This window comes from Bradyrhizobium sp. in8p8 (genome assembly GCF_000426845.1).
Classification (GTDB): Bacteria; Pseudomonadota; Alphaproteobacteria; order Rhizobiales; family Xanthobacteraceae; genus Bradyrhizobium; species Bradyrhizobium japonicum_C.
In genome coordinates, this window is record NZ_AUGD01000001.1 from 588059 (window position 1) to 610229 (window position 22171).

22 protein-coding genes are annotated in these 22171 nt (G+C 58.4%); 9 read left to right on the forward strand and 13 right to left on the reverse strand.

The window, feature by feature from the left end; all coding sequences use genetic code 11:
- Positions 1 to 397: 397 nt before the first annotated feature.
- A complete protein-coding gene (locus K408_RS0102805) occupies positions 398 to 1279 on the reverse strand; it encodes an ImmA/IrrE family metallo-endopeptidase (RefSeq protein WP_006018773.1) in 882 nt (293 codons plus the stop codon).
- Positions 1280 to 1289: 10 nt separating this feature from the next.
- The gene (locus K408_RS0102810; RefSeq protein ID WP_013500416.1) at positions 1290 to 1604 is read right to left on the reverse strand and encodes a helix-turn-helix domain-containing protein; all 315 of its coding nucleotides are present in this window, start codon (positions 1602 to 1604) and stop codon (positions 1290 to 1292) included.
- A 134-nt stretch (positions 1605 to 1738) separates the two neighbouring features.
- On the opposite strand from K408_RS0102810, the gene K408_RS0102815 reads away from it, so the two are divergent.
- The 4 genes from K408_RS0102815 to K408_RS0102830 are packed head-to-tail and all read left to right on the forward strand — an operon-like array spanning position 1739 to position 4658.
- Positions 1739 to 1963, forward strand: coding sequence for a DUF2188 domain-containing protein (locus K408_RS0102815; protein ID WP_006018771.1), 225 nt, complete (start codon positions 1739 to 1741; stop codon positions 1961 to 1963).
- A gap of 5 nt (positions 1964 to 1968) precedes the next feature.
- Complete coding sequence (locus K408_RS0102820; RefSeq protein ID WP_006018770.1) at positions 1969 to 2985, forward strand: CBASS cGAMP-activated phospholipase; 1017 nt, start codon at positions 1969 to 1971, stop codon at positions 2983 to 2985.
- Positions 2982 to 4181 (forward strand): nucleotidyltransferase domain-containing protein, encoded by a 1200-nt coding sequence (locus K408_RS0102825; RefSeq protein ID WP_006018769.1) that lies wholly within the window; start codon positions 2982 to 2984, stop codon positions 4179 to 4181. Before K408_RS0102820 ends, K408_RS0102825 begins: the two co-directional genes overlap by 4 nt.
- Before the next feature lie 45 nt (positions 4182 to 4226).
- On the forward strand, positions 4227 to 4658 hold the full coding sequence (locus K408_RS0102830) for a type II CBASS E2 protein (protein ID WP_006018768.1): 432 nt from the start codon (positions 4227 to 4229) through the stop codon (positions 4656 to 4658).
- Positions 4659 to 4971: 313 nt separating this feature from the next.
- Here K408_RS0102830 and K408_RS44065 read toward each other — a convergent pair whose 3' ends face one another.
- From K408_RS44065 to K408_RS0102855, 7 genes are all read right to left on the reverse strand, one after another.
- On the reverse strand, positions 4972 to 5040 hold the full coding sequence (locus K408_RS44065; protein ID WP_244438006.1) for a DUF2274 domain-containing protein: 69 nt from the start codon (positions 5038 to 5040) through the stop codon (positions 4972 to 4974).
- A gap of 76 nt (positions 5041 to 5116) precedes the next feature.
- Positions 5117 to 6298: an NAD(P)/FAD-dependent oxidoreductase gene (locus K408_RS0102835; protein ID WP_006018767.1), complete on the reverse strand. Its 1182-nt coding sequence runs from the start codon at positions 6296 to 6298 to the stop codon at positions 5117 to 5119.
- A gap of 146 nt (positions 6299 to 6444) precedes the next feature.
- On the reverse strand, positions 6445 to 6945 hold the full coding sequence (locus K408_RS0102840) for an aromatic-ring-hydroxylating dioxygenase subunit beta (protein ID WP_006018766.1): 501 nt from the start codon (positions 6943 to 6945) through the stop codon (positions 6445 to 6447).
- 9 nt (positions 6946 to 6954) lie between these two features.
- Positions 6955 to 8289, reverse strand: coding sequence for an aromatic ring-hydroxylating oxygenase subunit alpha (locus tag K408_RS0102845; RefSeq protein ID WP_237863165.1), 1335 nt, complete (start codon positions 8287 to 8289; stop codon positions 6955 to 6957).
- Between the two features lie 184 nt (positions 8290 to 8473).
- Positions 8474 to 8815, reverse strand: coding sequence for a non-heme iron oxygenase ferredoxin subunit (locus tag K408_RS40890; protein ID WP_006018764.1), 342 nt, complete (start codon positions 8813 to 8815; stop codon positions 8474 to 8476).
- 35 nt (positions 8816 to 8850) lie between these two features.
- Positions 8851 to 9531, reverse strand: a complete 681-nt coding sequence (locus K408_RS0102850; RefSeq protein ID WP_006018763.1) for a glutathione S-transferase N-terminal domain-containing protein — start codon at positions 9529 to 9531, stop codon at positions 8851 to 8853.
- A 12-nt stretch (positions 9532 to 9543) separates the two neighbouring features.
- Positions 9544 to 11196 (reverse strand): FAD-binding oxidoreductase, encoded by a 1653-nt coding sequence (locus K408_RS0102855; RefSeq protein ID WP_024337247.1) that lies wholly within the window; start codon positions 11194 to 11196, stop codon positions 9544 to 9546.
- Positions 11197 to 11556: 360 nt separating this feature from the next.
- Here K408_RS0102855 and K408_RS0102860 point away from each other — a divergent pair, with 360 nt between their 5' ends.
- Genes K408_RS0102860 through K408_RS0102880 form a run of 5 tightly spaced genes read left to right on the forward strand, consistent with a single transcriptional unit; the run spans position 11557 to position 17201 of the window.
- Positions 11557 to 12525, forward strand: a complete 969-nt coding sequence (locus tag K408_RS0102860; protein ID WP_245265867.1) for an ABC transporter permease — start codon at positions 11557 to 11559, stop codon at positions 12523 to 12525.
- Between the two features lie 3 nt (positions 12526 to 12528).
- Positions 12529 to 13431, forward strand: coding sequence for an ABC transporter permease (locus K408_RS0102865; RefSeq protein ID WP_024337246.1), 903 nt, complete (start codon positions 12529 to 12531; stop codon positions 13429 to 13431).
- Between the two features lie 33 nt (positions 13432 to 13464).
- On the forward strand, positions 13465 to 15162 hold the full coding sequence (locus K408_RS0102870; protein ID WP_024337245.1) for an ABC transporter substrate-binding protein: 1698 nt from the start codon (positions 13465 to 13467) through the stop codon (positions 15160 to 15162).
- 60 nt (positions 15163 to 15222) lie between these two features.
- Positions 15223 to 16164 carry an ABC transporter ATP-binding protein gene (locus K408_RS0102875; protein WP_024337244.1) on the forward strand — a complete coding sequence of 314 codons (942 nt, stop codon included), beginning with the start codon at positions 15223 to 15225 and terminating at the stop codon, positions 16162 to 16164.
- Positions 16161 to 17201 carry an ABC transporter ATP-binding protein gene (locus K408_RS0102880; protein WP_006018757.1) on the forward strand — a complete coding sequence of 347 codons (1041 nt, stop codon included), beginning with the start codon at positions 16161 to 16163 and terminating at the stop codon, positions 17199 to 17201. Before K408_RS0102875 ends, K408_RS0102880 begins: the two co-directional genes overlap by 4 nt.
- Before the next feature lie 27 nt (positions 17202 to 17228).
- Here K408_RS0102880 and glcF read toward each other — a convergent pair whose 3' ends face one another.
- From glcF to K408_RS0102900, 4 genes are all read right to left on the reverse strand, one after another.
- Entirely contained in the window at positions 17229 to 18536 is a 1308-nt protein-coding gene (gene glcF / locus K408_RS0102885; protein WP_006018756.1) for a glycolate oxidase subunit GlcF, read from the reverse strand.
- 16 nt (positions 18537 to 18552) lie between these two features.
- Positions 18553 to 19743 (reverse strand): glycolate oxidase subunit GlcE, encoded by a 1191-nt coding sequence (gene glcE / locus K408_RS0102890; protein WP_006018755.1) that lies wholly within the window; start codon positions 19741 to 19743, stop codon positions 18553 to 18555.
- 15 nt (positions 19744 to 19758) lie between these two features.
- The gene (locus tag K408_RS0102895) at positions 19759 to 21195 is read right to left on the reverse strand and encodes an FAD-linked oxidase C-terminal domain-containing protein (protein WP_006018754.1); all 1437 of its coding nucleotides are present in this window, start codon (positions 21193 to 21195) and stop codon (positions 19759 to 19761) included.
- 87 nt (positions 21196 to 21282) lie between these two features.
- Positions 21283 to 22152, reverse strand: a complete 870-nt coding sequence (locus K408_RS0102900) for a VOC family protein (RefSeq protein WP_006018753.1) — start codon at positions 22150 to 22152, stop codon at positions 21283 to 21285.
- Positions 22153 to 22171: the final 19 nt, after the last annotated feature.

Below are 22171 nucleotides of genomic sequence, written 5' to 3' on the forward strand. Positions count from 1 at the left end.
AGCTCATGTGATAATCGTCGACGCTTGTGCATCTCGTGCTGGAAGGATCGATTTCGCATCCGTTGCATCGCGTTGCGCTTGTCCGCCTGAGATAACCGCAACAGCCGTTGTCGCCTAGATCCAATGCTTTGCCGTGGCTTCGAACGGCCGGATACAATGGAGAAGCAGTGCGACGGAGAGAGTGTCAGTCAGCCCCCGCTGAAAGATAAAGCATTTTCGACCTTCCTGGACTACGGCCACGTCCGAAATATCATCTCCGGCAGCCGAAATTACCGGAAGGGTCATAATACTGTTTCGAAGAGGGGATGGTTGCGGGGGGTGCAACACCCGTATTAGTTCGAGGGCAATCCCACGGCCCGCAGCATGGCCCTGCTAATCGGCCCAATGTCGGATGTGGCTACCGGCCATAAGCGAAGCGGGGTGTCCAGCTTCGCTCCAATTCAGCATCCTCATCCTCCTCATCGAGAGGGGCTTCGGGCAGCCCCTCGCTGGTCAACACGGTCAAGGTGTAGCCGTATTTGCCAAGGCCGATGATCTCTTCATCAAGAGTGATCCGACCCGGGCCGTCGAACCATGTCGCCAAGTCGGTTTCACCAACGGCGCGTTCGGCGCGAAGGACATTCGCCGCATCCGCGTTGAACCTCTGCGTCGCTCCGTCGGGCAAAGGAGCGCCTTTTCGCAAGAACGCTAGCTTGCCGAGATTCTTGAAAGACTCCGAGGTAAACGCATATGCGATCTCGTTGCCCTTGCTGACGATGATCGCCATCGGATAGCTGCCGCACTCCGCGGCCCGAATCGCGGCAGCCGTGATCGAACAATGGGCCTTCTCAGCCAGCTTGAGAATGCCGTCGAGGCCGATCTGATAATTGGAGAGCAGGTTGCGTGTGAGATTGGACGGCAAGAGAAGGCCGCTGGCGAAGTGGTCAGCCTCCAGCTCGATCGACGTATTCTGTGTAAAATTGGCGCGGGACATGTGCGCGCCGCCGGCCTTGATAATCTCCTCGGGATGGCCCGGCAGGAACCAATGCCCCAGCTCATGGCCAATGGAGAAATTCTCGAAGCCTTCGTTGCCGTGCTCGGTGGAGTAGATGATGGTGGCCGAATCACCGGCGAAGATGATCGCGCCGGACACGCCCGTCACTTCGGCTGGTTTCGCCTGGATGACAATATCCCTGGCCTTGGCGATCTCTCGAGGTCTAACTGGAAACTGATTGAAGCCAAATTCCTCAGCGACCTTTTCGCCGTGCTGGGTTGCCATCTTCAACCGAAAGCCCGCCATGTTTCGCCCCCTATTTCTTGTCCTTAATCATTGTGTCGATGATGTTCTGAATAAAAAGTCGATCTTTTGCGCTCAGCTTGTCTTCGTCGCGAAAGGCGGTCGTCGCGGCTTGCGCCCCGAGTAGGTAGTCGGCCGAGACCTTCAGCGCCTTCGCGAGCGCTCGCACGTTGTCGAACGACGGCTTGCGGCGCCCAGCCTCAAAATGGGCGATGGCCGAAGGTTGCATGCCGGCTTCCCTGGCCAGTTCGGATTGGCTTAGCTCCCGCGTTTCGCGCGTTTTGCGCAGGCGAGAGGCGAAGTCTTTTGGTGCGCTTGACTCGGCCATGACAGATCGTATAGAGTTCCATGTCTAGATCGTCGACAGCCCCGCGGGGCTATTTCTTCGGCTCAGGCTATGACAGAGCGTATAGCTACTTATTACGATTTGCGAATCAGGTCAAGGAATCAGGAGTTGTGAGCATGGCAGGCAAGAATCAGCATGTCGTTCCGCACGGTGACGAATGGGCCGTGCGTGGCGAAAGGAATGAGAGGGCAACCTCGATCCATCCGACCCAGGGAGATGCCGAACGGGCTGCACGGGAGATCGCGATCAACCAGCAGAGCGAAGTCGTCATTCATCGGCCGGACGGTCGGATTCGCGACAAGAATTCCTACGGGCACGATCCCTATCCTCCGAAGGGCTAAGCGACATGACGCAGGTTGCAGTTCCTTCAGATAAACCGCCGATTCGTCGAATTCTCTCGATTGACGGCGGCGGCATCATGGGAACGCAGCCGGCGTCCTTTCTTACGTCTCTGGAAGAGGATCTCGACCGGCCCATCGGAGAGTATTTCGATCTGATCGCAGGAACGTCCACGGGCGGCATTCTGGCGATCGGATTGGCGATGGGTCTTCCCGCGCGTGATCTCCTTGACCTCTATGTCCGTCGCGGCCCACACATTTTTGGACAGTCGGGCGGCGCTCTGGCGAGCTTCGCCGGCGACGCGTGGCGTCGCCTCAAGCACATCGTCACCCCGAAGCATGACGCTGATCTGCTGCGGAGCGAACTCTCTACAGTTCTCGGCAGCAGGCGCATTGGGGATGCGAGAACGCGACTGGTGATTCCCGCATGGGATGCCGACCATCGCGGTGTCTATATTTTCAAGACAGCGCATCATCCCCGCCTCAAGACCGATTACAAGCGCCTCGCCGTCGATGCCGCGATGGCGACGGCCGCCGCGCCCACCTACTACAAGCGCCACCGGACCGCCGAGGATGTCGGTCTGCTCGACGGCGGCGTATGGGCCAACAACCCGATCGCGTTGGCGGTGGTCGAGGCCGTCACTTTGCTCGACTGGCCGGCCAGCAGTCTGCGAGTGCTGAGCCTGGGCTGCGTCAACGAGGTCTACATGATCGGCGAGGCGCCTGGTTGGGGCGGTCTCGCAAAGGATGTGACCCGCCTGTTCATGGACGGCCAGTCGCATGGCGCGCTTGGTATGGCGAAGTTGCTTACCGGCCATCAATACGAACGTGAGGCGATTTTCCGGTGCTGCCCGGATGTGCCGAAGGATTTCTTCAATCTCGATGACACGCGCAAGATCGCGCAACTCAAAGGCATGGGCGCCTCATCAGCTCGTAAGGAGCGTCCTCGCATTGAACCCGTTTTTCTGACGGAAACTGCCGAATCGTTCAAACCTATCTACACCGTGAAAGGAATTGAGCCATGAATCAGATGTTCACGGCGCCTCCCCAGACGCATCTGCTTTTGCGCAAAGCCGAGGTTTACTCGCTCCTCGATCAGATTTGCCAAGCGCTGGAGTTGACCGCTGCTCAGCTTGAGGCTGCGCGGACGAGCTACGAGGCTGTCGCGGAATGGCTCTCCGGGTCGGACAACCCTCTTCTGAAGTGGATCGATATTTATGCTCACGGCTCGACCGGCCTCGGCACGACGGTCAAACCGATCGGGCGCGAAGATTTCGACGTCGATCTCATCTGCAAGGTGCTGCGCTTTACCGCTGACCGGCCACCGGCAGAGTTGAAACGCATTGTCGGCGATCGCCTGAAGGAGAACGCGCGCTACGCTGCCATGCTCGAAGAGAAGAAGCGCTGCTGGCGCTTGAACTACGCACGCGAATATCATCTCGACATCTCGCCGACGATCAACAATGCCAAATGCGCCAACGGCGGCGAATTGGTTCCCGACAAGAAGCTGCGGGAATTCAAACCGACGAATCCGAAAGGCTACAAGGCGCTCTTTGAACGCAGGGCAGCCCTAATCCCCACCTTGCGGATGCAAAAGGCTCTCGCTGCCGAGGACCGTGCGGCCGTCGAGCCCTTCCCTGTGCATGGCACCGCCAAAGGCATCCTGCGGCGGACGGTGCAGATCCTCAAGCGGCATCGTGATGTGCATTTCCTGGAAGTCGTCGAGGAGATCGCACCGATCTCCATCATCATCACCACGCTCGCGGCACAGTCGTATGAGTATTGCGTCAAGAGCTTTGTTTTCGATTCCGAACTTGACGTTCTGATCGCGACCATTCGGTTGATGCCACACTTCATCGATAAGCCGGTCGTCAATGGTCGGCGGATCTATGTGGTGGCCAACGAAACCACGGTCGGCGAGAACTTCGCCGAGCGCTGGAATACTGAGCCGGCTCGCGCCGCCGCCTTCTACGAGTGGCATGCGAAGGCACTGGCGGACTTCGAGGCCCTTCCGGATTTGCAGGGCATCGACGTTATCGGCAAGAGCTTGGAAGGAAGCCTCGGGAGTTCGGTCGTTCGCAAAGTTATCGATGCTCGCACCGACAGCATTTCGCAGGCACGCACGGCCAAGAAGCTCTACGTCGCGCCGACGGTCGGGCTCACGCTGTCCAGCGCGGCCAATGCGACGCCGGTTCGCTCCAACACGTTCTTCGGTGACTAGGTGTTTTCGCGTGACCGCCCAGACCTGACGCCCGCGCAGCAGTTTATGTTTCTGCGCGCCAATCCCATCTGTACGGGGACAGGCCGGCTGCACGCGACTGGCTTTATTTGGGATTATCGTGACAGGCCGACGCCCCTTAGCCGTGAATACTCCATGCGCATTACATTTCAGCGGGGCGAAACACCAAGCGTCTTCGTCACGGACCCCGAGCTTTCGGCTTTGGCGGGTGAGCGGCCCCTGCCGCACGTCTATCATGATCCCCTGCGCCTGTGCCTCACGTTGCCAGGAACGCGCGAGTGGACCGGCACGATGCGGATCGATCAGACATTCGTACCCTGGGCCACAACGTGGCTTTACTATTTCGAGGACTGGCTGATCTCCGACGACTGGAAGGGCGGCGGCAAGCACCCCGATCCGACGGATAACGAGCGTTATGGTCGACGGGTGCGTCGCGCGACGCGGCAACCGAGGATCTGACGGCTATATTACAATACATGCGGCGTCCCCTTCTGCTTTGATGCTATCTACCTTAACTGACAACTTCCTCTCGCCTTCCGGCCCCTTATCCGCCGCCATGACGCACTTGAACATCGGCGGGACCAGCTTAGCCGGATCGGGAAGGCGCGGCTGCGAACGCGGTCCCGGCTAGAGCTTCGGAATAGGCAACGAAAACTGCGCATGGCGCGGGCCCAAACCGGCTTTACTATTCGGCCTATTGGAGAGCCGACAATGGGAACCCCGCTCTGACTCTTTCCTGAGGATGCTCTCCGAGGGCTACCCTTCGGCTCGCTTAGCGAAATGACGCACTCGGCGAGCCTTCAAAAAAGCTTCTGTCCGTCGCCATGAACCGCGCCAACATAGGCGCAATGAGTTTGGTCGAAGCCAAGCATATCGCTCGGTATCTCGGTTCTCATGATGAACACGTAATAGGAGCGCTATCTGGCGGCTCTATTGAGCAGTTTCTCTGGAATGATTCCGTCATGAAGCAAGGCACGCTTTAGCATCGAAATATCACGGCCGTTGTTCACCGCGATTGCGCCGGCAATTTTATCGTGACTATCGAGGAAGATTGCCGTCCAATTGTTCGTTTCAGGATCGTCCAGCACGACACTGCGGTCAGCATTTTGCAGCACTCCTAACGACTGAATGTTGTGTCCAAACTGGTCCGACCATAGCCACGGCGGCTCCGCATAATGCGAGTCAATCCCTGCCATGGATTTCGCCGCGACCAGCGATTGGCCCGAGGCCACCTTCCAGGACTCAAGTCGCTGACGAAACGCGCCGCCTAAGACGGGGTGTGACGTCACCTCTCCCGCAGCGAAGATCGCCGGATCAGATGTCTGGCAGCGATCATCCACGACAATACCATCATCGACGTCCAGCCCCGCGTCCGATGCAAGTTGGGTGTTGGGTTGAACCCCGATCCCGACAACGACTGCGTCGACATCTGCGAATGCATTCCAGCGCAATCGCAACGAACCATCATCCTGATGATGAATTGAATCGATCTTTGAGCCAAATTCGAACTGGACTCCGTTCAGGCGATGCAATTTCTCAGCCCAACGGCTCAGGATAGCAGGCATGCCGCGAGATAGTATCCGATCCGTCATCTCAAACAGAAAAACCTCGCAGGCCATCGCTCGAGCGGCGGCAGCAACCTCTAACCCAATGAACCCGCCGCCGATCACAGCAATTCGACGCGATTCCCGAAGCACGGATTTCAAGCGAACCGCGTCTTCAAGCGTTCGCAGATAGAGAATTTTCGAGCTTTGCCCGACGCTATCCGGCAATTTTCTCGCCCGCGATCCGGTCGCGAGGAGTAGCCGATCGTAAGCATAAGCATTTCCGCAAGCGGTTAGAATTTCGGAGCGGTTTCGATCGATCTGCGTCGCGGTTTGTCCGGGATGATACGAAATACCGTTCTCATGATAGGTCTCCGCGTTTGCCAGATAGCGCGGTGCGCCCTCGCCAAGGACTTCTTTGGACAGCGGCGGGCGATCATACGGCAGGCCGAGTTCGTCTCCGAGAATATCGATCTTGGCTTGTGGCGCCAACTCGCGAAGATGCACGGCGGCTGTGTGCCCCGCGAGGCCTGCTCCGACAATCACAAAACGCATTTTAGCGCTCCCTGTAGGGGAAGGGCACATTCGGCGCGCCCGTCCTCCTTATCCGCCGTTGACAGGCGCCGAGCACTCTCACATTCAATACCTTCAGCCGAAGGCTAGTTGGCAGATTCTGCTGATATTCATCTGCGACGCACTTGCTAGACGCTGTAGAAATCGAGCGCAGTGGCCATTTGATCGTTCGTAAGGGAAATCTTTTTGAATCCGATCAGCCAAGCCTCTCCAAGACGGCGCAGCCGAAATTCAAGGCGTCCGAAGTTGGTATGGCTTTTACAAGCGCGCGGATCGTACGTATGAACCGTGAAGCAGGCATTTCCCTCGATCGAATCCGTCGAGGCCGCATCGACCATGATGTTCGTATAGGAATGAACCGTGCGCGGAAGCGGCATCGCCGTGATGGACTTTCGCGACTGTATCCTGTCAATTCGGTCACTCAGCCCATATGAGTTCTCATGATATATCATTGAAAGCTCGCGGTTCGGATTGGACGTCGTCTCGTACTCGTCCTTCCAGGCCGGCACCCAGAAAATCGCATCGTCAGCGTAGAGCTTGACCCAATCGCGGAATTTCTTCTGATCCAGAAGTCTTGCCTCCGTGAAGAGAACGCGAGTAGCAATCTTCAGGTAATCATCCTCTGACATGTCGCTAACCTAGCCTTCCGAGGGATCACGAGTCATAAGGCGCAGCCATTCCCGGTAACCGGAATGAAAGCATGTCTCATCGCCGAACAGGGGCGCTCCATAGGTCCACCGATCAGGTGAAACCTGCAATTCGGAAGAGTAGTTGAGTGCCTCGCCGGACTTCGGCCTCAAGCCTCGCGCATACCCCTGCGTAGGACCAGCGAAACGAGCTCCGTAGCCGGTCTGGCAAAGCTCGTACATGACGTTGTCGTCGGACGTCGCAAGACCGCTCGGATTGAAGAAATCCTCATACAGACGGATGCGAACGCGGCGCGCCTCGTCACTTTCACCAACTGGGGCAAGACAGTGAGACGTAATCTCCGTCTTGTCCGGAGCCAATGGCCGCCACGTCCGCAACTGCAGCGTGCCGATATCAACGATCTGCAGGTTAGGATAAATCGTGAGATTGCGCTGACGAAACATCCACTTGAGCTTGTCTTCCCGAGTCTGCCCCTGAACCGTCGACAGAAGTTTGCCATCCTGATTGAGAGGGCGGAGCTTATAAACCCTTGACGCATGAATGGACCACATCATCGCGTGCCCCCTCGCCAGGCTGAAGCTTCCTTGCGCGTCGGGGTCGGTCTCTGTCGGATTCCACGGCTTTACTTCTAGCGGTCCTCTCCGCACTTCACGCTTCTTGAGAACGTCGATATACGAACTGTGCGTTGAAGCGAAGTGGTAATAATCAAGCCCGTTCTCGAACTGAAGCTTCCAATTGGCGTCGAACGTGTAGCTTACGTTTCCGTCAACGAACTCCAGCCCTTCGATGCCCTGATCGACAACGAGATCGATAAACGCGCGCGCGTCACCAAGATGCTCCTCTAGCGTCGGCACGTCGGGCGACACGCTTGCAAACAGAAGCCCTCGATAGCTTGCAATCTTGGGAACAGGCTTGAGGCCATGATCATCCGCAAGAAAGGACGGCGGATACTGGCCATCCTTCTCATCGGTCATCGAAACATTCTTGCCGGCACTATCGTACGACCACCCATGATAGCGACAAACATGGAATTTCTGATTGCCCTTCTTAAAGGGGCAAACGATCGCCCCGCGGTGGCGACAGGTGTTAAAGAAGCATCGAATTTCTCCAGTCCCGTCCTTTGTAATCAGGACGGGGTGGCGCCCGATGTACGTCGTCACGAAGTCATTCGGCTTGCGTAACTGACTTTCCAGCCCGACGAAAACCCAAGTCCCCTCGAAAACGTGAGTAAGTTCGCGCTCAAAAATATCCTGGTCGGTGAACACCGTCCGATCTACCCGAAATATTCCGTCATCGGGTCGATCGTCCAGCAGCTTCGAAACCATTTCGGGTGTGATTGGCCCACCTCTGACACCACCGTCGCTCGGCCTCACAGGGCTGGGTACTTCCGACCTGAAGCTGGTCAATTCGACCTCCTCTATTTTTCTTGTAGCAAAGCGGAGCGGCTATTTCGGACGAGATGGGGGCGTCACACAAAATGGCGACATCGTCGCCCCCCTTGCCGTTAAGTTAGGTTGACGCGTCGGGATTAGACGGTGCCGAGGTGACATCGATTTCCACAGCATCACCGGCGACACGAACAGGATAGGTTGCCAGGGCCGTTTCTGCTGGTGAGGTCAACGCCGCGCCCGTTCGAACATCGAAGCGGGCGCCATGAAGCGGGCACTCGATCTCGTAACCATCGAGCCAACCGTCGGACAGAAGTGCATAGGCATGAGTACAAACGTCAGACGTGGCAAAATACTCTTCGCCGCAGCGGTAGAGCGCAACTTTGCATCCGTTGATATTGAGCTGCTGAATGCTGTCATCCGACACATCTTTCGTAAGAGCGGCTTTTACCCAGTTAGTCATTCGAGTCGACGCTCGCTTTTGGATTGTTGCGAACTTCAGTTCTTTCCGAACATATTCTTCCAGGCCTCGGTGCCCGGCTTCGCTTCCCATTGTTTGCTGTCGGACAACGTATTTATGCCCGCCCTAACCCCCGGACGGTCTTTGATCGCCTGGTACCATCGATCAATGTTCGGGTACTCCGACAAGTCACGTCGATGCAGCTTTCGCGTGCGAACCCAAGGGAATGTGCTGATGTCAGCGATGGAATACTCGCCGGCGAGATATTCAAATTCGCCAAGGCGCTTCTCGAGAATGTTGTATATTCGACCAACTTCCCGATCATAACGTTCGATCGCGTAATCGATCTTCTCAGTCGCATACACCATGAAGTGGTGCGCTTGGCCCAGCATTGGACCCATCGTCGTATTCTGAAATACAAGCCACTTTAGCGTATCGTAGCGCTTTTCAGGATCCTGAGAGAGAAATCTACCGGACTTTTCCGCGAGATAGATAAGAACGACCGCGGATTCAAAAACTGCATATGGCTTGTTGTGCGGGCCATCGTGATCCACGATGGCCGGCACTTTGTTATTTGGATTGATCTTCAGAAATTCCGGATGAAACTGCTCACCTGCCGTTATATCAACCGGAACTACACGATACTCCAAGTCCAACTCTGCCAGCATTATGGCTGCTTTATACCCGTTCGGGGTTGGCCAGAAGTATAGATCAATCATCGCAGAGGACTCCTATCCGACGATCTTTAGCCCTGCTGGCTTGTCAACGATAAGCCCAGGATTCAACATCCACTTCGGGTCCAGTTCGGTCTTGGCGGCTGCCAGCACACGGCGGAACAACGGATCGACTTCCTTGTCGTACCAAGGACGGAACGATTTGCCGACAGCATGATGGTGCGTGATGGTGGCGCCGAGTTCAAGTAGCGCATCTGACGCCACGTCGTGGAGCATCGTATAGGCTTCAAGGCTGTTGGCATGTGTCGAAGGAGCCATGACCGAATAGTAAGGGGCCGGGCCGTCCGGATACAGGAAGGAGAACCTACGGCAGACGATGCCGCCGCCAAGATTTTCCTTCTGGGCTTTCCGCATGCGTCGCATGATCTCGGTATCGACTTCTTCGAACTTATCCCAAGTGTAGGCAGTTTCGAACGTGAAGCTGACGATTCCCATCGCGGCGCGCGTATGCATCAGCCGGGGCAGATACCTGAACTGGTGCCGCCAGCTACCCTGCGGCCCGCTACGGCTGGTCTCCAGCGCGTTGTCCGCAGTTCCCGCGCGTTGCTTCACGACGCCACCGAAGTCCTTGCAGATTTCGAGGCTGCGCTCCAGCCACGCGTCCATCGGATGGTCGGCGGATTCGAAGCCCAGCAACAGGACCGAATCGGTGCCGTCTCCAGCGCCGTAGAATTTGGCGTCCTGCTCGTCCAGATAACGACAGTTCGCCGGGAATAGTCCTGCTTGGGTGATCTGACGGACGGCCTTGGCACCTTGATAGAACGTCTTGAATGAGATCGATGCATTCGCACGGAATTTCACACGCCCCTGTAAACGCATCCATGCATCGGTGATGATGCCCAGCGAGCCCTCAGACCCGATGAACAGCCGATCCGGATTGGGTCCCGCACCCGAGCCTGGCAGCCGGCGGTTCTGGATCGTTCCCGCCGGCGTGACCACGCGCAGGCTTTCTACCATGTCGTCAATATGCGTGAGATGGGTCGCATAGTGACCGGACGAGCGAGTCGCGATCCAACCGCCCAGCGATGAGAATTCCCACGATTGCGGAATATGGCGCAGGGTGAGGCCATGCGGCTTCAGTTGCTCTTCCAGAGCCGGACCGAGAATGCCGGCCTGGATCCGCGCGCAGCGTGACACGGGGTCGACTTCGAGAATCTTGTTGAGGTTGCCCAAGTCGATTACGACGACGCCGGGAAAGGCGTCGCGCTCGGGACCCCAGAAGCCGCCGGTGACGCTCGATCCGCCGCCATACGGTATGCATGCATAACCATTTTCCCCGCACCAGTCGAAGATAGCGGCGATGTCTTCTTCGTCGCGCGGATAGGCCACGACGTCCGGAGCCTTCTTAAAATCGCGCCGGTAGATAAGGGTCATGTCCTTGAAACCCTTACCATACGTATGAACAATTCTGTCCCATTTTTCCGAGGTGCAGAAATCCTCCAGCGTTCGTGGGATCTTTATGCGCGACGGATAAAGTTCAATCTCATCTAGAGTCGGGTCTGACAGAACTTCGATGTCTTTAATTCCAAGCCGCTGCTCCACGCGATCTCGCATGGTACGGATTTCTTCTTGGGAATTATCTTCACCTTCATATCCCCACGACCAGAATTTCCTTCGCTGACCATAGTAGCCGCTCTTTTCCTTCGCCACGGCGCGTCCTCCTTCGAGATTTCGACGTCAATTAAATCATCCAGGTGCGCATGCGTTTCGGGAAACATCGCGATCTGGTTGGACCAAATTGGCATATCCAATTCGGTCGGTCAATGGTTCTCGGAGTAGATAAGCACCCCGGAGCTACGCCACCGCGACAACATTCGCCTTGACACCGCCGCCAAGAGCACGCTTGAATGGTATGACCAGATTGGATGTGCCAGATTGCAACTGATCTGCAAATAGAGAACTCACCTCATTTTTTGATGAGCGGGCGTTCAGCGGCCTTTTTCACATAGAGAGGGACAAGAGCGTGGTGCTGTCGGACCAAGCCAATCTGCATGGTGAGCGCGCCCTCCAATGGACCGCGTCATGCTGAGATATCTAATTCGTCGCCTTGTCGCCCTCGTGCCGACCTTCCTGCTAGCGAGCGTTATTGTGTTCTCGGCCATTCGCCTGATACCGGGAGACACGATCGACATGATGATGTCCCAGAACGATATCTCGGCCAGCGTCAAGACCCGCGAAGATCTTATCAAGGCACTCGGGCTCGATCAGCCGGTCCTTGTACAATATTGGCACTGGATCAGCTCAATTGTGCTCCACGGAGATTTCGGTCGCTCGCTTTGGACGGGAGAGAGCGTCACTAGCCTCGTCGCTGAACGCATACCGACTACCCTCTATTTAGGGGTGCTGGCCATGATCTTCGCCCTCTTGATCGCGCTGCCGGTCGGCATCATCTCGGCGATCCGGCAAAACAAGCCGGTCGATTATCTCGGCCGTGTCTTTGCCATCACAGCCCTGTCCGTGCCGCCTTTTTGGCTCGGGACGTTGGTGGTGATCCTGCCAGCGATTCTCTGGGGGATCGCGCCGACCACGCAATATGTTGGGCTGACCGACGATCCCCTCCTTAGCCTCCGCCAGATGGTGCCGCCCGCGATCGTCCTCGGCATCGCCTTATCCGGAGTGACGATGAGGATGACCCGTACGATGGTCCTCGAAGTCATGCGCCAGGATTATGTCCGCACGGCCTGGAGCAAGGGTCTCGACGAGCGGACGGTCGTTTTGCGCCATGTCCTCAAAAACGCGCTTCTGCCGGTCATAACCATCGTCGGCTTGCAGTTGCCCCTGCTGATCGGTGGCGCGGTCGTAATTGAGCAGATCTTCGTGATCTCCGGTATGGGCCAACTACTCCTGATGGCGGTGTCGCAGCGGGACTATCCGGTCATTACCGGCATCTTTCTCCTCGTGGGCGTCGGCGTAATGACGATCAACCTGCTCGTCGACATCAGCTACGCCCTCCTAGATCCCAAGATTCGTCAGGGCTGACGCATGGCTATCAATTCGACCCTGAAGACCGACGCAGGTCCCGACCGAGGCGCCTGGGCAGCGCCCGTACGGACTTTCTTCAGTCGCCTTTTTAAACAGGACATTCTCGGAACGGTTTGCGCCGGCCTTCTCGCCGCGATCGTGCTCTGCGCACTCCTGGCACCCTGGCTCGCACCGTACGACTTCGACGCGATCGACCTTACATCGCTGATGCAGGGGCCGTCCTGGTCTCACCCACTAGGGACAGACGAACTCGGTCGCGACATCCTCAGTCGGGTCATCTACGGAGCCCGTACTTCCGTTATCGTCTGTATCACCGCCGCGCTGCTATCGCTCGCCATATCGGTCACGCTCGGAGTTCTGTCCGGGTATTTCGGCGGACGTCTCGACGCCCTGGTTCAGCGGTTCGTCGATACTTGGCAGAGCTTTCCCGACCTGATCGTGCTGATCGCGGGCGTCGCGGTTCTCGGCCCCGGGATCGTGCAGATCATCGCCCTCCTCGGCATCCTCTACGGCGTCGCCGGCTCGCGCATCGTACGGGGCGCGGTACTGTCGGCGCGCGAGCAGCTGTACGTGCAGGCGGGCCATTCCTTCGGCGCCGGTAACTGGCACATTATTCTCCGGCACATCCTGCCGACGATCGCCGCGCCCCTCATCGTGCTTTACACCACGCGGCTCGGCGGCGTGATCCTGGTCGAATCGAGTCTCAGCTTCCTTGGTCTTGGCGTGCCGCCGCCGGCACCCGCGTGGGGCCGTATGCTGAGCGATGCCCGCCCTTACATGTTCGAGAACGTCTGGATGGTCGCGGCCCCTGGCCTCGCGATAACTCTGATCGTTTTTTGCGTGAACATCTTCGGAGACTCTCTCCGCGATCTTCTCGATCCGCGCGGAATAGTCCGCAATTGAGCGAACAACCATAACACTAAGGAGGAACAAGGAATGGCACGCGGACATCTCGGAACAATGGCGGCAGCCGCGCTCGGGGCTATAATTGCGACCCAAGCCGTGAGCGCACAGGAGCCGAAATACGGTGGCACGCTGACCATCTCTCCTTACTCCCCCGGGATTTCGGCGTTGTCGTGGGATCCCGCCGACTGGAACTGGAAGGTATCGATTGATGCGGGGCCCTATATGGAGCAGCTGATGGTGGGCGACCTAAGCAAGGGCGTACGTGGCGGCGGAAAGAACAACTTTTTCAGCGAGGCCTGGCTCTCCGACGACGTGCTGCGCGGCGAACTCGCAGAGAGCTGGGAGGTCGTCGACAAACCGCTCTCAATCGTTGTCAACCTGCGCAAGAACGTGAAATGGCAGGCCTGCAAAGGCATCATGGAAGCGCGCGACTTTACCGCCAAGGATGTCGTGTTCGCGTATAACCGTCTCATCGCTAGCCCGAAGGCGAACAAAGTCTATTTCTCCTTCATCGACAGGGCCGAGGAGACGGGACCGCACCAAGTGACCTTCTTCCTAAAGGAGTACAACTCGGAGTGGAAATACCGTCTCGGCTACGGCTACTACGCCGGCATCTATCCCAAAGAGATCACGGAGGCCCCTAACGGCGGTGCTGGCAACTGGCAGAATGCCTGCGGCACGGGTCCCTTCCGGTTGACGCGGTATGAGGCCGGGGCCTTCGGGGATTATCAGGCTAACAAGGAGTACTGGGACCGCGAGACGATCGACGGCAAACCTTACAAGATCCCATTCGTCGATAACCTTGTGATGCGGACGATCGGGGATTCACAGACACGCCTAGCCGCCTTCCGCACCGGCAAGATCGATGTCATGGCGAATATCAACTGGGACGAACTCAAGTCACTGGCGCCGATCCAAGATAAAATCAAAGTCATCGAACACCCCGACTATGCGGGTGAGGCGCTGGCAATGCGGGTCGATGCACCACCCTTCGACAACCCGAAGGTACGTCTCGCCTTGAATCTCGCGGTCGACCGGGCCGCCATCGCGAAGCAGATCTATGGCGGCCACGCTGATTTCCCACACCTGCCATTGGATGAAACTTGGGAAGGCTATTTCACGCCGCCCGAAAAGATGCCGGAGGAGGCACGGGAGGTTCTCCAATACAATCCGGCCAAGGCCAAGAAACTCCTAGCCGAAGCGGGTCTTGCGAATGGTTTCGAGTTCAAGGCTCAAGTTCCGACCTACGCTGACCAATTGAAGAAGGCACAGATTGTAGCCGGATATCTGTCGGCAATCGGTGTAAAGATGATCATCGAGCCAAAGGAGTATGGGGCGTTCCTCAGTCTGATGACATCCGGCAAGCACGGCCCCGGCTATTGGCATTTCGCAGGTATGAGCAATCCGACCGCTTCAGTCGAGAAACTGTTCCGCTCCTCGTCCGTCTGGAATACGGCCCGCGTCAACGACCCGAAGGTCGATGCGGCGCTCGACGCCATCCAGCAGGAGAGGGACCCGGACAAGGTCAAGAAGGCCGTCGCCGCGCTCACCAATGAGATGACCGCGCGAGCGCCATTCCTGTTTCTGCCCAGGCCGCGCTCGTTCACGGTATGGTGGCCGTGGGTCAAAAACTATTATGGCGAGATTTCGGTCTCCGCTCGGCGTGATGCGCCGATCTGGGCGCGCGCTTGGATCGATCAGGATCTAAAGAAGTCGATGGGCTTCTGATCGATGCCCGGAAGTTTGAAAAAGTCGGGGCCCCCGATACTGGATGTGCGCGGGCTCTGCATGGGCATCTGGTCAGGCAAGACGGAGTTGGTCGCTGTTGCAGACGTTTCGTTCCGAGCCTATTCCGGCCAGGTCGTGGCGCTCGTAGGCGAAAGCGGCGCGGGCAAGAGCATCACGGCGATGTCGCTCACCCATCTACTACCAATGCCACCGATCAAGATCACGGCCGGCGAAATACGCCTCTCCGGCCGTGATATGCAGACGCAGTCACCGAAACAGATCAGGGACATCCGAGGCAACGAGGTCGGCATCGTTTTCCAGGAGCCGATGACAGCGCTGAACCCAAGCCTGCGCATCTGGCGCCAGATCGCCGAGCCGCTGGTGCGTCATCGCCGGATGTCCTGGAGCGCCGCCAAAGCGCAGGCGATCTACCTTCTCAAGAAGGTCCGCATCCCGGATGCAGAGACCAAAGCCGAGGCCTATCCTCACCAGCTCAGTGGGGGTATGCGCCAGCGTGTCATGGTTGCTATCGCGATCTCCTGCGAGCCAAGACTCATCATCGCGGACGAGCCGACGACAGCACTCGACGTCACCGTGCAGGCGCAGATTTTGACGCTTCTCACTGACCTTACCCGCGGATTGGGCGGGGCGCTGCTTCTCATCACGCACGATCTCGGCGTCGTGGCGCGCTACGCCGACTGGGTCAACGTGATGTATGCCGGCCGCATCGTCGAGACAGCGGCGGCCGACGACCTCTATCGCGATGGGCGCCATCCTTATACGCACGCCCTCCTCGCCTCCGTGCCCAAGATCGTCGGTCCGATCGCTCATCGGCTCGAGTCGATCGCTGGGCAGCCACCCGCCCCCTCCGACGGAACCGGGGGCTGCGCCTTCGCACCGCGCTGCCCACGTCGGACCGAACGGTGCGACGAACGCCCTCCGCTTAGCGGCGACGAACGCACACGGAACGGCCATCTGTTCGCGTGCTGGAATCCGCTATGAACGACGTAGCAACGAATATTCTCGAGGTCTCGGACCTGTGCGTCGACTATGCAAGCACAACCTCTTTCGGCGTAACGGGCGCCCCCTCCGTTCGAGCTGTCAAGGGCATATCCCTCACACTCCAGCGCGGCGAAACTCTCTCGCTCGTCGGCGAAAGCGGTTGCGGCAAATCCACCACGGCCATGGCCATACTACAACTGACGCCGCCGAGCGGCGGCCGGGTCGTGTTCGACGGACGCGATATCACGGGCTTCAGTCATCGCCAGATGCGACCGCTAAGGCGTGAGATGCAGATCATCTACCAGGATCCGTTCGGGTCGCTAAATCCCCGCATGACAATCGCCGACCTGATCGCCGAACCGATGGCGATTCAGGGCGTCGGCAGATCGGGCCACGAGCGCCGCGCGAAGGCTGCCGAACTCCTAGATACGGTCGGAATGGGTACTCGCTTCCTCGACCGCTATCCGCACCAACTCAGCGGCGGCCAGCGTCAGCGGGTCGCCATCGCGCGCGCCCTGTCACTGCGTCCGAAACTGCTCATCTGTGATGAGCCGGTCTCAGCTCTCGACGTCTCAGTGCAGGCCCAGGTTCTGAACTTGTTTTCCGACCTCAAGGAGCAGTTCGGCTTGTCCTATCTGTTCATCTCGCACGACCTCGGCGTCGTCCGACACATGAGCGATCGGGTCGCAGTGATGTATCTCGGACGCATCGTCGAGATCGCGACGCGCGACGACCTCTACGGCGAACCGCTCCATCCCTACACGCGCATTCTTCTCGATGCGGTAGCGGTGCCGGACCCGCAAATCGAGCGCGCCCGCGATCACGTGCTCCTTCAGGGCGAGGTGCCGAGCGTCGCCACCCCCCCGCCCGGCTGTCCATTTCACCCTCGCTGTCAGTCCGCCATGCCGGTCTGCAGCCGCGAAATTCCGCCGCTGCGGTTGCACGGCAATCGGCAGATCGCCTGCCATCTGTATGATGAGACAGCAGCCAATAAGGCAATCGAAGCCGCGATGGACGGAAATGGCAATCCAAACTAGGACGTCAGAGCGGTCGCTTGTCCGCACCTAGCCCAAGCACCCCTTTAGGACGTCAGGCAACGGGCCGCCCATCGCCCAATCGACCAACTCCACCGTGTGGACGACTGGAATGCGTGTTCCAGCACCAATCTGCGTTATGCAGCCGAGATTTCCACTCGCAATGATTTGCGGTTTGACCTTCTCAATGTTGGTGACCTTTCGTGCGCGCAGTCGATTGGCGATCTCAGGCTGCAGTACGTTGTATGTTCCGGCGGAGCCGCAACATATGTGGCCTTCCGGTACTTCTCTCACTACAAACCCCATTCGCCTCAAAAGTGACTTCGGCTGATCTCTAACCTGCTGTCCATGCTGCATCGAGCATGCCGAATGGTAAGCCACGACCTGGCCGGTAGTCCGAACACCGTCTTGAAGCGGTAATTCATGCAAGAATTCTGTGATGTCCCGCGCTAGAGCCGAGATCCGTACGGCTTTCTGAGCGTAGGCGTTATCGTTGCGAAGTAGGAAGCCATAATCTTTAATGACCGTTCCGCAACCGGACGTCGTAACCACGATGGCGTCGAGGCCGCCGTTCTCGATTTCGCGTGTCCATACATCCACGTTGTGTCGAGCCGCATCCAGCGCCCGACTTTCGTATCCCAAGTGCTGCACGAGAGCTCCGCAGCACCCTTCGTCGATCGGTTGAACTACTTCGATACCGTGACGCGTCAACAACCGGATTGCAGCCTCGTTGATGTTCTGGCCGAGGACCTGCTGGGCACATCCGCTCAGAAGCGCAACCCGACCGCGCGGCCTATCGACGGTCGCGCCCGGTAACCTTCGGGTCGGCCTTCTTCGCTTGAATGACGACGAAAGTTCAATCATCGCGGCGAGTTGCGCGCCGCCGGGAAGATTGGCGAGCCACTTTCTGATCGGCCTGCTCACGGTAGCCACGCGTAAAGCCAACCTAAGTCGGCCCGGAAACGGCAGCACCTTCGCCAACATGCCTCGAAGCAACCGATCAGGCAGAGGACGCGTATAGGTTCGGGCGATATGGGCTCGCGCGTGATCGACCAGGTGCATGTAGTGCACGCCGGACGGACAGGTCGTCATGCAGGAAAGACACGTCAGACATCGATCGATATGCTCGACGACCTGAGGGGTCGCCGGCTTTTCCTCCTCCAACATGTCCTTGATCAGATAGATGCGCCCGCGCGGACTGTCCGCTTCGTCACCAAGAAGCAGATATGTCGGGCATGTCGCAGTACAAAAGCCGCAATGCACACAGGCACGGAGGATTTTTTCTGACTCGCTTACATGTGCATCGGCCAAGGCCGTCAGCGAGAAGTTTGTTTGCATACCAGTCCGCCTCGCCTCAGATACCGGCGTACATCCTGCCGAAATTTAGAACGCGGTCAGGATCGAAAGATTTCTTGATTTCCTGCGTCAACTTGAGCACCGCAGGAGGAAGCGGCTCGAACACATCGATCCTGCGGCGAATCTCCGATGAAGCCCGTACGAGTGTGGCGTGCCCACCGGTATTGACCATAGCTTCCCGAACGACCGACGCTCCCGCATCGTCAGCGCCCACGACCGCGAGCCACACGAGACCACCGCCCCAGTCGTAGAAATACCGCACGCCGAGTTTTCGCCGGATGTCAGCAAGAGCACGCGGCGCTTTGGAGGGGGCCAAGGACAACCGCCAAATGGAACGATCCATTGGCTGAGCCAGCCAGTGCGCGTCGCGGATGCGCAACCAAAAGTTTGCGCTTTCATCCCCTTCGATCAGGTCGGGCAGCCCAAAGGAGCACCAGAGCCTGGCAAGTTCGCGGGATCCGTAGGCTACCGAGCCCTCGGACCCCTCTAGTCGAACGATCGTAGTCGAGTCCGACCCAATACTCGCCGGGATATGCGCCGCCGCCGAGACCGCGAAAGTCGACCCGAGCGCTGCGGTTAGCGCCGAAATCGCTGTCATGTCGTCCAAGCCGCGCAATCCCAGCGATAGGGAACGCGCCGGCTTCGGCAACACCTTGAAGATGGCTTCGCTCAAAACGCCGAGCGTGCCCCACGCACCGCAGGTCAGCTTGACCAAATCGAGCCCGGTGACATTCTTCATCACGCGCCCGCCGGATTTCACGATGTCTCCGCGGCCCGTGACCAAGCGAACGCCGATCAGGCTGTCGCGACAAGCTCCGACCGCGACACGACGCGGACCCGAAACATTCCCGGCGACAATACCTCCGATTGTCGGCTCTGCGCTCGTCCCGAACAACACACGATGATCCATCGGCTCGAACGGAAGCATCTGGTTGTGCTTGGCGAGCATCCGATCGATTTCGGAAACCGGCGTTCCAGGCAAAGCACCGATGACGAGCTCTGTCGGCTCATAAAGTGAAACTCCGCGCATGCGCTCGGTCGTTAGAGGCATAGCGTATCCACCCAGCGGTCGGCCCATCGCCGACTTGGAGCCGGCGCCGCGCACGACGAGAGGCATCTTTGCTGTAGCCGCATCCTTGATGGCAGACGACAGTCCGCACTCGTCGCGCGGCTTATAGCAATCGGTCATCACACTCCCGTCACCCTAACCTTGACATCGAAAATCGAGGGGAAACACCTTATCCGTATTGAGCAGCCATCGCGGATCGAACGCGGCGCGCACCCGAATCTGTTGAGCCAGATCGGCATCGTCAAACTGGCAGCGCATTAGATCACGCTTCTCGATACCGACACCGTGCTCGCCCGTCAGGCACCCACCAACTTCAACGCAGAGCCTGAGAATGTCATCTCCCGCTGCTTCCGCCTTCGACTGCTGCGACGGATCGTTCGCGTTGTAGAGGATGAGCGGATGCATGTTGCCGTCACCGGCATGGAAAACATTCGCGACACGCAATCCGTGTCGCTGTACGATCTTGGAGATCTCCGCCAAAACGTACGACAGCTTGCCGGTCGGCACCGTGCCGTCCATGCACAAATAGTCAGCGACTCGCCCGGTCGCACCGAAAGCCGACTTCCGCCCCTTCCAGATTGCCGCCGTCTCAATTGCCGACCTGCTCTCGCGCACTGTCGTCGCACCATTCGCACGAGCGATGGCGGTGATGTCCGCCAGCGTCGCGTCCATCTCGGCGTCGGACCCTTCGACCTCTACAATCAGAAGGGCCTCGACATCGAGCGGATAGCCGGCCTTGGCGAAGGCCTCGCAGATCTCGATGGCGGCCTTGTCCATGTATTCGATGGCTACGGGAATGATACCGGCGGCAATGACGTCCGCAACCGCCTTGCCCGCTCCCTCGCAAGACGGGAAACCGAACAGAACCGGGCGCGCTCCCTCGGCCGATTTCAGAATTCGGAGGGTCGCTTCGGTCACTATCCCGAGCTGCCCCTCGGAGCCGACGACCAGGCCCAGCAGATCGAGTCCAGCGCTATCGAGATAGTCACCGCCGAGATCGATGATCGATCCATCGATCAGTACCATCCTTACGCCGAGGAGGTTATTGGTCGTGACTCCATACTTCAGGCAATGCGCGCCTCCGGAGTTGTTGGCAATGTTGCCTCCGATCGTGCAGGCAAGTTGAGAGGAAGGGTCTGGCGCATAGAAGAAGCCGTTCTCCGCCACCACCGCCGTTACGCTCAAATTTGTGACTCCCGCTTCGACGCGGATGAAGCGGTCATCGTAGTTGACCGCGAGCACCCGATTCATCTTTGAAAGTCCGAGAACGACGGCGTCTTCACTCGGAATTGCCCCGCCGGCGAGAGACGTACCTGCGCCGCGCGGCACGACCTTGACGCCGGTGTCGTGACAGTATTTCAAAACGGCACTCACCTCTTCGGTCGTCTTCGGTAGGACGACGGCGAGCGGCATCTTGCGATAGGCCGTCAACGCATCTGTCTCATAAGCCCGACACTCGTCCGTCGACGTTATTAGCCCAGCGGGGTCAACAAGGCGGGTTAGATCGTTTATGATTGAATCTCGGCGCGCGAGGATTTCTCGATTTGGTTCGGTGAACCTAATTTTGCTCATCGTATCCTCGTCATCGGATATTTTTCCGATGGGTCAGTCGCGGCCTGATGCAATCGACATAAGCCCGACGCATCCACCATCGAGCTTCTATTGCACTAACGCCACGACCCTCTCAGGGTGGCCCGACCAGCGCCAACCAAGCGTCGGCCGCGATAGCCCTAGCATCATTCCGCCAAGGGCCGGAGGATGAAGCCAGAGTTGCTCCGGATCTCGACCGCTCCGCTTCTCCTCGCGCGGATCCAGCGTGTGTCCCACGTCGTCCGCCTTCGCCGATCTTTCGATGCGACCGATCTCTCGGCTTTCGGCATACGCCATATAGAAAGACGAGCCTTGGCGGGCGTGATACCTGCCGAGCGTCTTGGTGAAGTCCGTCGGCGTGATGACTTCAAATCGGTCGAGGCGATCAGGCGCGAAGAGAGTGAGGACGCCCGTATAGCCAAAGAGCTCCGAGGTAATCGTCACGAAATTCCGTGTATCAAGACGAAAGACTTCGGCGAAGCGCGTTACCGCGGCTGCCTGGTCGGCCGCGAGCAAAGTCACCTCATAAAGGAAATCAATCCCGCCGGTCGGCTCCACCGTACGCGGGGGAGAGATTACGAAATGGACCGGCTTCCCCTCGATTTCGAACCGGAGAAAATCCTGGCCATTTTCGTGCTGATGCTCAACTCCGACCGACGTGGCATGATGCACCAGTGCACGCGGGTCGAGTGAGGTCGCGCCGGCGCCGAATAGATGAGATCGCCCGCGTCTTGCCAGTTCGTCCGCGACAACGCCGTTGCCTTCCGGCTCCAACAACTCAATCTCGCCGGTCCCGGCACGCAATGTCACTCGTTTGGCGCCCAATCCCCGGACCCGATCCGCAGAGACTTGTTCCGCCCCCAATCGGCGACGCCACATCTCCGCGGCACTTTTGGCATCCGGCGTCGCGATCTGAACGCGGTCGATGGTCAACAACACTTCGCTAACTCGCTTTAGG

What these genes read in the sequence shown, in the direction of transcription:
- K408_RS0102870 (WP_024337245.1), top strand. Translation starts at nt 13,465, where the DNA reads ATGGCACGCGGACATCTCGGAACAATGGCGGCAGCCGCGCTCGGGGCT.
- K408_RS0102810 (WP_013500416.1), bottom strand. Translation starts at nt 1,604, where the DNA reads ATGGCCGAGTCAAGCGCACCAAAAGACTTCGCCTCTCGCCTGCGCAAA.
- K408_RS40890 (WP_006018764.1), bottom strand. Translation starts at nt 8,815, where the DNA reads ATGACTAACTGGGTAAAAGCCGCTCTTACGAAAGATGTGTCGGATGAC.
- K408_RS0102820 (WP_006018770.1), top strand. Translation starts at nt 1,969, where the DNA reads ATGACGCAGGTTGCAGTTCCTTCAGATAAACCGCCGATTCGTCGAATT.
- glcE (WP_006018755.1), bottom strand. Translation starts at nt 19,743, where the DNA reads ATGACCGATTGCTATAAGCCGCGCGACGAGTGCGGACTGTCGTCTGCC.
- glcF (WP_006018756.1), bottom strand. Translation starts at nt 18,536, where the DNA reads ATGCAAACAAACTTCTCGCTGACGGCCTTGGCCGATGCACATGTAAGC.
- K408_RS0102860 (WP_245265867.1), top strand. Translation starts at nt 11,557, where the DNA reads ATGGACCGCGTCATGCTGAGATATCTAATTCGTCGCCTTGTCGCCCTC.
- K408_RS0102835 (WP_006018767.1), bottom strand. Translation starts at nt 6,298, where the DNA reads ATGCGTTTTGTGATTGTCGGAGCAGGCCTCGCGGGGCACACAGCCGCC.
- K408_RS0102895 (WP_006018754.1), bottom strand. Translation starts at nt 21,195, where the DNA reads ATGAGCAAAATTAGGTTCACCGAACCAAATCGAGAAATCCTCGCGCGC.
- K408_RS0102865 (WP_024337246.1), top strand. Translation starts at nt 12,529, where the DNA reads ATGGCTATCAATTCGACCCTGAAGACCGACGCAGGTCCCGACCGAGGC.
- K408_RS0102850 (WP_006018763.1), bottom strand. Translation starts at nt 9,531, where the DNA reads ATGATTGATCTATACTTCTGGCCAACCCCGAACGGGTATAAAGCAGCC.
- K408_RS0102830 (WP_006018768.1), top strand. Translation starts at nt 4,227, where the DNA reads ATGTTTCTGCGCGCCAATCCCATCTGTACGGGGACAGGCCGGCTGCAC.
- K408_RS0102805 (WP_006018773.1), bottom strand. Translation starts at nt 1,279, where the DNA reads ATGGCGGGCTTTCGGTTGAAGATGGCAACCCAGCACGGCGAAAAGGTC.
- K408_RS0102815 (WP_006018771.1), top strand. Translation starts at nt 1,739, where the DNA reads ATGGCAGGCAAGAATCAGCATGTCGTTCCGCACGGTGACGAATGGGCC.
- K408_RS0102845 (WP_237863165.1), bottom strand. Translation starts at nt 8,289, where the DNA reads ATGGTTTCGAAGCTGCTGGACGATCGACCCGATGACGGAATATTTCGG.
- K408_RS0102880 (WP_006018757.1), top strand. Translation starts at nt 16,161, where the DNA reads ATGAACGACGTAGCAACGAATATTCTCGAGGTCTCGGACCTGTGCGTC.
- K408_RS0102840 (WP_006018766.1), bottom strand. Translation starts at nt 6,945, where the DNA reads ATGTCAGAGGATGATTACCTGAAGATTGCTACTCGCGTTCTCTTCACG.
- K408_RS0102825 (WP_006018769.1), top strand. Translation starts at nt 2,982, where the DNA reads ATGAATCAGATGTTCACGGCGCCTCCCCAGACGCATCTGCTTTTGCGC.
- K408_RS0102875 (WP_024337244.1), top strand. Translation starts at nt 15,223, where the DNA reads ATGGGCATCTGGTCAGGCAAGACGGAGTTGGTCGCTGTTGCAGACGTT.